General features: G+C 65.0%; 12 protein-coding genes and 1 tRNA gene. 9 read left to right on the top strand and 4 right to left on the bottom strand.

Annotation, left to right across the window (positions count from 1 at the left end; genetic code table 11):
- The first annotated feature begins 180 nt into the window (after positions 1-180).
- From ACN0RJ_RS22520 to ACN0RJ_RS22495, 6 genes are all read left to right on the top strand, one after another.
- Entirely contained in the window at positions 181-807 is a 627-nt protein-coding gene (locus ACN0RJ_RS22520; RefSeq protein WP_417725737.1) for a hypothetical protein, read from the top strand.
- A 95-nt stretch (positions 808-902) separates the two neighbouring features.
- Positions 903-1,253, top strand: a complete 351-nt coding sequence (locus tag ACN0RJ_RS22515; RefSeq protein WP_417725736.1) for a helix-turn-helix transcriptional regulator — start codon at positions 903-905, stop codon at positions 1,251-1,253.
- 176 nt (positions 1,254-1,429) lie between these two features.
- A complete protein-coding gene (locus ACN0RJ_RS22510; RefSeq protein WP_417725735.1) occupies positions 1,430-2,110 on the top strand; it encodes a hypothetical protein in 681 nt (226 codons plus the stop codon).
- Positions 2,110-3,147, top strand: coding sequence for a hypothetical protein (locus ACN0RJ_RS22505; RefSeq protein ID WP_417725734.1), 1,038 nt, complete (start codon positions 2,110-2,112; stop codon positions 3,145-3,147). Before ACN0RJ_RS22510 ends, ACN0RJ_RS22505 begins: the two co-directional genes overlap by 1 nt.
- Positions 3,148-3,713: 566 nt before the next feature.
- Positions 3,714-3,959: a hypothetical protein gene (locus ACN0RJ_RS22500; RefSeq protein ID WP_417725733.1), complete on the top strand. Its 246-nt coding sequence runs from the start codon at positions 3,714-3,716 to the stop codon at positions 3,957-3,959.
- A gap of 568 nt (positions 3,960-4,527) precedes the next feature.
- Positions 4,528-5,397, top strand: coding sequence for a tyrosine-type recombinase/integrase (locus tag ACN0RJ_RS22495; RefSeq protein ID WP_417725732.1), 870 nt, complete (start codon positions 4,528-4,530; stop codon positions 5,395-5,397).
- A gap of 3 nt (positions 5,398-5,400) precedes the next feature.
- On the opposite strand, the gene ACN0RJ_RS22490 is transcribed toward ACN0RJ_RS22495, so the two are convergent.
- From ACN0RJ_RS22490 to ACN0RJ_RS22475, 4 genes are all read right to left on the bottom strand, one after another.
- Positions 5,401-5,477, bottom strand: a tRNA-Arg gene (locus ACN0RJ_RS22490).
- Between the two features lie 64 nt (positions 5,478-5,541).
- Positions 5,542-6,924: a sensor histidine kinase gene (locus ACN0RJ_RS22485; RefSeq protein WP_417722209.1), complete on the bottom strand. Its 1,383-nt coding sequence runs from the start codon at positions 6,922-6,924 to the stop codon at positions 5,542-5,544.
- A gap of 25 nt (positions 6,925-6,949) precedes the next feature.
- The gene (locus ACN0RJ_RS22480; RefSeq protein WP_417725731.1) at positions 6,950-8,368 is read right to left on the bottom strand and encodes a dihydrolipoyl dehydrogenase family protein; all 1,419 of its coding nucleotides are present in this window, start codon (positions 8,366-8,368) and stop codon (positions 6,950-6,952) included.
- Positions 8,368-9,090: a TVP38/TMEM64 family protein gene (locus ACN0RJ_RS22475; protein WP_417722207.1), complete on the bottom strand. Its 723-nt coding sequence runs from the start codon at positions 9,088-9,090 to the stop codon at positions 8,368-8,370. The genes ACN0RJ_RS22480 and ACN0RJ_RS22475 overlap by 1 nt, the downstream gene beginning before the upstream one ends.
- 323 nt (positions 9,091-9,413) lie before the next feature.
- Here ACN0RJ_RS22475 and rpmH point away from each other — a divergent pair, with 323 nt between their 5' ends.
- The 3 genes from rpmH (at position 9,414) to yidD (ending at position 10,206) form a co-directional block, all read left to right on the top strand.
- Positions 9,414-9,548 carry a 50S ribosomal protein L34 gene (gene rpmH, locus ACN0RJ_RS22470; protein WP_028092427.1) on the top strand — a complete coding sequence of 45 codons (135 nt, stop codon included), beginning with the start codon at positions 9,414-9,416 and terminating at the stop codon, positions 9,546-9,548.
- A gap of 101 nt (positions 9,549-9,649) precedes the next feature.
- Complete coding sequence (rnpA, locus tag ACN0RJ_RS22465; RefSeq protein ID WP_417725730.1) at positions 9,650-9,988, top strand: ribonuclease P protein component; 339 nt, start codon at positions 9,650-9,652, stop codon at positions 9,986-9,988.
- Positions 9,985-10,206, top strand: coding sequence for a membrane protein insertion efficiency factor YidD (gene yidD / locus ACN0RJ_RS22460; protein WP_417722205.1), 222 nt, complete (start codon positions 9,985-9,987; stop codon positions 10,204-10,206). The genes rnpA and yidD overlap by 4 nt, the downstream gene beginning before the upstream one ends.
- The last annotated feature ends 20 nt before the right edge of the window (positions 10,207-10,226 follow it).

Here is a 10,226-nt window from a genome sequence, read left to right as displayed (position 1 = left end):
TGTTCGAGTACATAGAGATGTTCTACAATCCGAAGCGCAAGCACACGAACAACGGCATGCTGTCGCCCGTTGATTTCGAGATCAGACAGCAGAAACCGAAAGAGGCAGGTGTCTAGAAAACTAGGGGCACCTCACACCGTTCTATACCCCAGGGGCATATAGCTCCTCTCCACTGGCAAAATGCTCGAAAACACCAAGATACCGAGCATCATGAACGCCAAAGATCACATCGTTACCCTCATCGAGACCGAAGCCGTAAACTCCAGGCTCCCCTATATCAAGGCGGCGCGCAAGGTCGTGAATGATCCTGCCCGACGCGACCTCTTTCTCGCCGCCATTGGTGGTCACTGGAAGGGCAAGCCTCCATCCGACGCTACGCTCCGTCGTTGGCGCAACCCTGCCAAACTGGCTTTGGCCGGAAGATTTCCAAACATCACCGCACATGAGTACAAAGAGGCTCTGCCCTACATCCCGGTCAAACACCGACATCGCGAACAGAACCCGGTAATGCGTCAAGCGTGCGATCAGGTGTGGAACAAGGGCGTCCCCCGCAAGACCGTCGCCGAGCAGATGGGGATCTCCTTGTCCACAATCTATCGGTGGACCAAAGCGCCCACCAAACGGAAGAAGCTGCCTGACGGCTACCTCGACAAGGCTCGCGAACTCCTTGCAACTGGTGAGCACTCCATCGAGATCGTAGCAAAACTCCTCCGTGTGCCACGCTCAACCCTCTATCGAAACCTCAAGCGACATTTCGATGCTCATTCCCTCACCTTGCAGGAGGCCGAAGTTGGTGCCCCCTGCTGAAGGGTCAATGGAACGAGCCGGGTCTTACTGGACCACCGGAACCTGATCGCATCCCAGCGATCAGGCGACGGTTCCCGTGTCTGGAGCGAAGCACCATGCAGAATCTCAAACACCTCCTGGCCGACCGCGCAGAGTGCCTCGCCAGCGAAGCCATGTCCAACCCCGACCCGATTTGGCGCCTGCTGACCACCCGCGAGCTATCCAAGGTACTGGGCGTCTCGGTCCAGGTCCTCGCCAACTGGCGGGTCCGTGACCTCGGACCGCCGTACCGGCATGCCCGCCCCCGGGAAGGTCACAAGTGCTTCTACAGGATGGATGAGGTCCTCCAGTGGCTCACAGGCCGCCCCGCCTGGGAGTTCAGCCGGTCCTGGCTTGCCCATCGCGGTCTGGCCCCCGCCGACGCGGAGCAGGACTACGTTGAGTGGGCTGAAGGCTGCTTCGGGTAGGCAGACCGACGTAGCTAGGCCTCGGCACCGGACCATGCTCCCAAGCAGAATTTTGGGCATCGGGGCAGCCAAGACACAGGCGGCTCCATCGGGCACAAAAAGCACACCAAACATCTTGCGAAGCACCCCGCATACGGGAGAAGAAATGCCCCTCATACATTGGTCAGGAAGATCGCATGACCGTTTCACAGCTCCCGCCGCGCCTCGACACCGCTACCGAACTCCAGCTGATCCGATGGAAACAGGCCCAGTTCGCCCGGATTTCCGAGCAGGTGGAAGACGCTCTGCCCGACCTCATGGCCGAAATCGAAAGGACGGTCTCCGAGATGTCCTCTCTTGCCGCCGGTAAGGCACAGGTTCGGATCGACCCAGTGTGGAAGACCATCTTTGAACCTTGGGCACACAAGCTTGCCACCAGCGTGGAGGTGCAGTTTAAACAGGAGGTCGGCGAACTGACGGCAGCCCTCACCGAGAAAGGAACCAGCAAGGACGCCTTGCGGGCTGCCCTTCCTGCCCTAGCGACAGCCGGAGTGCTGGCCGCCTCGCTGGCCGCCATCCCCTCTGTCCTCGGCCTGGCAACCGTGACAACGACTTCTTTTTTCGTTTTCTCCAGCGCGAGCATTTCCTGGCCCATCCTTGCAGCGGGAGGTGCGGGCCTTGCCGTGGCGACCTTGACCGGCAGCCGGGTCATCGACCGCTTGGCGGATCGCAACCGTGTCCACCTCGTAACCCGTCTCCAGAGCCGTGTTCGCACCGCCGTCTTTGGGTACGGACTGGCCGCGGGCGAACGTAGCCTCGTTACAGATCTGCAGGCTGCCGCCCTGCGCACCCTTGAAGCCCAACTGGAAATCACTTGATGCCGCTTCTCTATGCCATCCCCGCTGCCCTTCAGGCACTGGTCACGTCCGGTCAGGCTCAGCTGGTCGGAGCAATCATCAAGGATGTCTCGACGGGGCAGATCCTGGGCCACGTTCAACAGACCCGGGGATTCCTGCAGGCCATGGCCCAGGTTGGCGGCACTGCAGCACAGGGCGGTTTTGCGCCCCTTGGCGTGATCAGCGCCATCCAGAACGAACAGATCAAATCCACCCTCGGGCAGCTTCAGCAGGGCATGGCCCTGATGCAGAACCTGCAGTTCGTCAACCTGGCGCTCTCGGGCATCGGCATCGGGGTTTCGGTGGCGGGCTTCGCGATGATGAACATGCGCCTGAACGCCATCGAGCGCCACATCGGGGCGCTGCGGGAAGACGTCCGCGAGATCGGCAAGATGATACGGGAAACGGAGCTTCGCCGGTTGTTCGGCGACATACGCTCGGCGCTCAAGGACCTGGACAGCGTCGCCACCCGCAACGACCACCTGGCTTTGGCCAGCAGCCTGCAACGGCAGCTCTCGACACATGTCAGCGCCCTCTCTGACTTGCTGCGGGAAGCCATGCTCCCCGGCAAGGCCGCCTCGCTATCGATGGAGCACCTCGATCTGATCTGGACCCTGAGTTCCGCGTTGCGCCTATGCGAAGACGCCGAGGTGCGTGCGCTCCTGGTCTCCGAGGACTTGGCCCATGCCCGGGACTACGCCTCAGGATACCAGGTCGAAAACCTGGAGCGGCTGCGTGATCTCAACCCGGACTCGCTGGCGCGCCTAGTGGCTGCCTCTGCATCCGACCTGACCACCTCCGTAGCCCTCAGGCGTGAGGCGGCCCGGAACCTTGACCGGATCGCAGACGGTATCGGAGGCACGGTGGAAAGCCTCGGCCAGCAGGCGGCCCTGGCACAGATGCTGATCGACGGAGGTGTCAGCGGGCGCGAGTTCGTCCATGCCGCTTCGACAGAAACCGACCGCCCCTTCCTCTTCGTCACGCCGGGAGCCCAACCGGACACACCGGCGGAAACGTGACAACCCTCTTGCACTCAGGCGCCCAGGCCACCAGCAGCCACATTTGAAGGCGTGTGGCGCACCGCGAAGCTTGGGAGCCCCTGTCACCGCCCCGTCCGCGTGGACATGCATGACTGTACCTGGGCCGATGGCGTCGGGCACGGGTCTCAGGGCTCGGTCGAGCCTATCCACTGATGAAATCCGGGGAAATTGGCTCTCCACCCCGATTGTGCCTGACTCTATTTAGCGTCAAGTCCTGATCTTCCCTGCAAAAATCGTCTACCCCCCTTGAGCCTGCCTGCGTGGTCCCCTGAGCGCGCGCTCGGCCTCAAGGACCGCGAGGACGGAAAAATCCGGCAGGCCCTCGGCCGGAGGCCCTGGTACCCCGCTCTTCGCCCCTGCCCTCCCCGGAACGCCGCACAACATTTTTTTCTTGCCATCCTCATTTTTGGGATTCACGGCTGATTCGGATCTGTGCTACACACCTCGGCAGTCACCTATACATCCAGTCAGCTTTCACCCTTTGACACCTGGCCCGCGCTCTCGCCGCCAGCGTCCCCTCCCCTGACAAAACCATAGGTGACCCAATGACCAGCCTTCACAACGCCCTGGACCTTATCTCCAAGCTCGCCTGCCACCTCGCGACGGAGCTGGACCTCCACTACGACGACCTGAACGAAGACCATCTCGAAGACGAGTTCCGGCAGATTGAAATCGCCAAGGCGTTCCTCATCGCCGGTGAACACCCTGTCCCCGATGTCGTCGATCACATCCTCTCCCGGCGGGCCGACAATCGTATCTATACCCCTGGGGCATCGGACCTGAAGCACTGATGCAGGGTCCGACGGGCCGCTATGTCAATGTTGTTCCACCACCGGAGACAACGACATGAGCAACACCAACAGGTCCAAGCGCAGGCCTATCACCCCCCAGCACATCGCAGTGGGGGAGAAGACCGAAGATCAGCCGAAACGGACGTTGCAGCATGGCTAACGTCCCCGGTACGCGTACGTCAGGAGCCCCGAAGTGGCTCCAAGAGGCGGCGTTCGTAGCGCGGGCTGCAGGCGTTCCCATCACCATCGAAGTTGGTGCCCGGGTTTACAGAATTGGCCGTGCTACGGAAGCTACTTCATCAGAAAGCGAGGGGAACTCGTGCGACGGGTTATTCGGGGACGCATCCGTTTGAAGCACCTGAACCAATCCGCTCTCTGGCCCAGTGGCAACCCCCGATGGTACTTCCGCCCCAAGGGTCAGAAGGGTAAGCCGCTGCCAGACCTGCCAGCCAACCATCCCGACTGGTTGGACGCATACAACGTGCTCCTGCGAGCCCACGATGGCTCTAAGGCGCCACCGACCGCAAGGCACGCCACAGGAACCATAGGCGCGGCGCTGCGGGCCTACATGGCCTCCGACCACTTCCTGAGCCTCGCACGTTCAACGCGGGCCGTGTGGCGGCGGATGCTTGAGGACATGGAGGCGCGTGGGGGAAAAGGGCGACTTGCCGATCTGCGCTCGCGGCACATCCGCCAGGACCTCGCCCGTTTGCCTCCGCACCCGGCAAACAACCGGCTCAAGGTCTGGCGTGCTTTCGGGCGCTGGTGTGTGGAAGTGGGCTTGATCGACGTAGACCCGGCCCGCGATGTTCGGCGACACAAGACACCGGAAAGCGACGGACACACGGCATGGACTCGGGAGGACGTTGCCGCCTTCCGGGCGCGCTGGCCCCACGACACGGCGCAGCGGCCGGCCTTCGAGCTTATGTACCGGACCTGCGCCAGCATCGGAGACGCATGCCACCTCGGACCAGGCATGGTCAAGGACGGCTGGATAACCTACAAGCGACAGAAGAGCGGAAGCGAGGCAACCTCTCCGGTTACCGCGTCAGCACCGGCGTGGTTCGAAGCTGACGACAACCTCGCACGCTGCCTCGCGCTGGCACCGCGCCACATGACGTACATGGTTACTGCAGCAGGAGCCCCCCGGTCGCGCAAGGCAGCAGCGCAATGGTTCAGCCGGGCATGCACGGAGGCCGGTCTGCCCCATCTGTCTGCTCACGGCATCAGGAAGCACCGGGCCAGCGTGTTCAAGGAAAACGGCGCGACGGCGGAACAGCGCATGGCGGTTCTCGGCCACGAGACCGAGTCGGAGGCAGCGCGCTATAGCAAGTCGGCGGACTTGAAACGGATCATTCGCGGAACAGAAGTTCCAACTGCTCCAGAACCAAGTTCCAAATCTGATGATTTTTCCATTGAAATCAAGGGCACCCGGTGAGGGTGGCGGACCGAGGAGGATTCGAACCCCCGACCCCTTGATTCGTAGTCAAGTACTCTATCCAGCTGAGCTATCGGTCCGTGGAGGCGGGATTTAGACTCACCCGCGCGGCAATGCAAGGGCAATCGGCGAAGAATTTTCGCCTCAGCCGACATCCCCCATCGGCAGGCGGATTTCGAAACAGGTTCCCTCGGGACCGCTGCGTTTCAGGCAGAGGGTGCCGCCGTGATGGCGAACCAGTTCGGCCACGATGGCAAGGCCGAGCCCGGTTCCGCCCTTGCGCGCGCCGCCCTGGAAGGGCTGGAACAGGTGTTCGCGCGCCTTGGGGGGCAGGCCGGGGCCGGTATCGGCCACCTCGATGCGCCATTCGTCCTCTTCCGCCCAGGCGGCGACGCTGATCTCGCCGCCCCCGGCCGTGCCGGTGATGGCCTGACGCGCGTTGCGCACGAGGTTGGCCACGACGCGGTAGATCTGCTCCGGATCGCCGCGCATCTGCATGGAGGCCGGAATGTCTTCGGACAGGCTCACGTCGTGGTCGCCGATGGCGAGGCGCTCGGCCTCGAGCACCTCATTGACGAGATTGGCGAGGTTGAACTGGGTCAGCACCGGGGCCGGTTCCTCTGCCTTGCCGAAGGCGAGCGTGCTTTCGCACAGCGACACCGCGCGGGTGATGGAGCCGACGAGTTTCGGCGCCATGCGCTTGACGGTCGGATCCTCGGACATCTCGATCCGGTCGGTGAACAGTTGCGCCGATGTCAGGATGTTGCGCAGGTCGTGGCTGACGCGCGCCACGGCGCCGCCGAGCTGCGCCAACCGCTCCTTCTGACGCAAACTCTGGGCGAGCTGGGTTTCGAGCGACTTCAGCGCCTCCTCGGCCTCGCGCAGTTCGGTGATCCCGGCGGTGGGGGTGATGATGCGGCGCGCATCCTCGGGCGCCTCGGCAAAGCTCTGCATCTGGGAGACGACGCTCTTGATCGGGCGGACGAGAAAACGGCGGACCGCAAAGAACAGCATGCAGGCGGTGATGACCGAGATGACCGCGGAGAGCAGCAGGATCCGCAGCCCGTAGTCGATCATCGCGACCCGCAGCGGGGCGCTGTCCATGGTGATCTCGATGAGCTGGCCGCCGTCGCGGGTGGGATAGCCGACGACGCGGATGAGGCGCGGCTGCGTGTCGACCAGCCGCACCACCGCGTCGCGGATCAGAACCCATGCCCCGGCGCGGCGCAGATCATAGGTGGTGTCGACCGGACCCGGCATCGGCGAGGACAGCATCAGTTCGCGCGCCGAATTGCGTTGCAGGGCGACGTTGTAGACCCCCGCATTGTCGAGAAGCTCCTGCTCCAGCGCAGGGTCGAGCACCACGTCCGCGAGCAGCGCGAGCGAGGCGATCTGGGCCCGTTCCAGGTGATCCAGAAGGTAATCCTCCCGGTATCGGGCGACGGAGGGCAGGAAGATCAAAACCTCCGCCAGCATCACGAAAACGCTCGTGAGGATGAGGAAACGGCCGGACAGCGAATTCAGCATGACGCCTTTGCAGTACTCTCGGATCTCAGGGCAGCCAGCGTTGCACCAGCCTGACCACGGTCTTCACCGTATTGTTATCGAACAATCTGGGAGAGAAGTAAGTTCCTGCGGCGCGTTTGTTAAGTTCCCCGATTGTCGGATAGGGGGAAACCATACCTGCGATCTGGCCCATCTTGAGACCGGCAGAGAGCGCAAGCGCCCAGGTGTTGACGATCTCCCCGGCCTGCGCCCCGGCGATGGAGGCGCCGACGGGCCGTCCCTTGACCACCATGATCTTCAGCAGACCTTCGGTTTCGCGCTCCGCGATGGCGCGGTCGTTGTGCTCCCAGCCCTGGCGGACCACCTCTACCTTGTCGCCGTGGATCTCGCGGGCCTCGGATTCGGTCAGGCCGACCTGGGCCAGTTCCGGACGGGTGTAGGTCGCGCGGGGGATGATGTCCGGGCGGGTCTTCACCGGCAGCCCGAACAGGGCGTTCCGGATCACCAGCCCGGCGTGATACCCGGCGAGGTGGGTGAACTGCCCCTGCCCCGCCACGTCTCCGACGGCATAGACCCGGCGATTGGTGCTGCGCAGCCCGGCATCGACCTTGATCCCGGCCCTTGTCGTCTCGATTCCCGCCACCTCCAGACCGAGGCCGTCGATGTTGGGCGTCCGGCCGACCGCCACGAGCAGATGCGAGCCGCGATAGGTCGTCCCGCCCTTGGTCTCCACCTCGATGGCGCCGTCGCGGCCGCGGACATGGCTGGCGGCGGTCTCCTCGGCGATCTCGACACCCTCCGCGCGCAGGGCGTCTAGCGCGAAGGCGGCGATCTCCGGGTCCTCGCGGCCCAGCGCCTTGCCGGCCTCGATCACCGTGACCCGCGAACCGAGGCGGCGGTGCGCCTGCGCCATCTCCATCCCGATGGGACCGCCGCCGATGACCAGCAGATGCTCCGGCAGGGTACGCAGATCCCAGAGGGTCTCGTTGGTGAGAAAGGGCGTGTCCGCGAGCCCGGGAATCGGCGGCACGAAGGGCGACGACCCGGTCGCCACGACGATGCGGCGCGCGGTGATCCGGTGGCTGCCCGCCTCGACCTCGGTCGGGGAGACGAAAGTGCCGCTGTCGCGGATCACCCGGACGCCGAAGCCCTCGAACCGTTCCTGGCTGTCGACGGGGACGATGCGGGCGATGGCCCCGGCCACATGCGCCTGCACCGCGGCGTAGTCGACCACGGGGGTGACATCCGCCACGCCGAAGGCCGACGCCCGGGTCATGTCATGCGCCCGGTGCGCCGCCGCGATCAGCGCCTTGGACGGCACGCAGCCGTAGTTGAGGCAGTCGCCGCCCATCAGGTGACGCTCCAGCAGCACCACATCCGCCCCCATCTGCGCCGCTCCCGCCGCGACGGAGAGCCCTCCGGAGCCCGCACCGATGACGAGCAGGTCGGTCTTGATCCGGTCCATCAGATCTCCTTCCGGCCGCGCAGGGCCTTGATGACAAGCGGAAGTGCCGCGAGCGCCGCCAGTCCCAGAAGCGGCAGAAGAACCTCCGGCGACCAGAGCAGCGACAGGTCCGGCTGTTCGCCCCGGTCGAAGACGTCGCCGACCCCGACGCCGATCGAGGTGAAGACCAGCGCACCGGGGATGATTCCCAGCGCCGTGGTCCAGGTGAAGTTCCACAGCCCCACCCCGACCAGTGCCGGCAGGAGATTGGCGACGAAGAACGGCACCGCGGGGATGAGGCGCAGCAGGAACATCACGCTGACCTCGTTTTCCCGCAGACGTTCCCGCAGGCGGCGCAGCGTGCCGTCCGACGAATCGAGCCGCGCGGCCAGGGTGCGCCCCAGCCCGGCGCGGGCGGCGAGAAAGATCGCCACCGCGCCGACCGTTGCCGAGAGCACGTTGAGGGCGGTTCCGGCGGTCAGCCCGAACAGGAACCCCCCGGTGACCGAGGCGACCGCCGCCCCCGGCAGGGAAAACGCGACGATCAGCACGTAGAGCCCCACGAACCCCGCCGCCATCAGGAGGAAATGACTGTCCCGCAGCGCCAGCAGCGACTCGCGATTCTCCCGCAGGGTTTCGAAACTCAGGTAGTCGCGCAGGGTAAAGAACCCGACGGCCGCGACGACGAGAATCGTCAGCAGCGGGATGTGTCGGGCGAGGCCCGGTGTGGCGGCATCTGCCATGGTGGTGGTCCGATCTTGGGTCCGGGGGCGGGGCGATGCCACAGGATGCGCCGGACAGCCCCGCCGCGACAGCCCCCTCACGTTGCCTTGATCCGAGGTGACCGCTACGGGCCCCCTCTGCGGGGATCGGGCGCCGCCTGTAACAATCCGCCTCCGGGGCGCGGCCGGAAATGTTGCAGATTCCCCCGGATAGAGGTTTGACATGGCCCGGTCACCTCCCTATAGACCGGGCTTCGAATAGCCCCGGCCCGGCGAATCCGTCGCTCGTGCCGCACCCCTGACCGCCGGAACCGCTCCGGCGCCCGAGAACGGAGTAGAGCGCGATGAAACGCACCTTCCAGCCTTCGAACCTGGTTCGCAAGCGCCGCCACGGCTTCCGCGCCCGTATGGCGACCAAAGCAGGCCGCAAGGTCCTGAACGCGCGCCGCGCACGCGGCCGCAAGAGCCTGAGCGCCTGAGCCGCGCGCTCTGCCCCATGGCGGAGCGGGTGAGCCGAGATCTCGACAGGGCCGTTTCGGATACGTCCGAAGCGGCCCTTGATCTTGTCCGGGGGTCAGCGGTGATCACCTTGCGCAAGCGCGCCGACTTCCTGGCGGCGGCCCGTGCCCGGCGCCAGCCGGCGGGGGCGATGCTGGTTCAGGCCCGGTTTCGGGACGATGGAGATCCGGCCGTCCGCGTCGGCTTCACCTGCTCGAAGAAGGTCGGCAATGCCGTCGCGCGCAACCGTGCAAAGCGCCGGTTGCGCGAAGTGGCGCGTCTGGCCCTGCCCGACATCGGGCGGCCGGGATGGGATTACGTCCTGATCGGGCGGGCCGAGCAGACCGCCGCCCGGCCGTTCGCCCTGCTGCAGGGGGATTTCGCCGGGGCGCTGCGCAAGCTGCACGGCCCGGATTCGTGAGCCCCCTCGCCCATATCCTTGCCCTGCCGGTGCGGACCTACCGCCTGCTCTGGTCGCCCTGGGTCGGACATGGGTGCCGCTTTCAGCCCACCTGTTCCGCCTATGCGCTCGAAGCGCTCGAGAAACACGGCGCGCTGCGGGGAGGCTGGCTTGCCGCGCGGCGCATTCTGCGCTGTCATCCGATGGGCGGGTCCGGGATCGACAATGTTCCCGACTGATCTTGCCCGAACCACCGTCC

Origin of the sequence: Salipiger sp., assembly GCF_048261495.1 — a bacterium.
Classification (GTDB): Bacteria; Pseudomonadota; Alphaproteobacteria; order Rhodobacterales; family Rhodobacteraceae; genus Salipiger.
The sequence above is the reverse complement of the archived record's forward strand: the minus strand, read 5'-3'. Positions and strand labels throughout refer to the sequence as shown.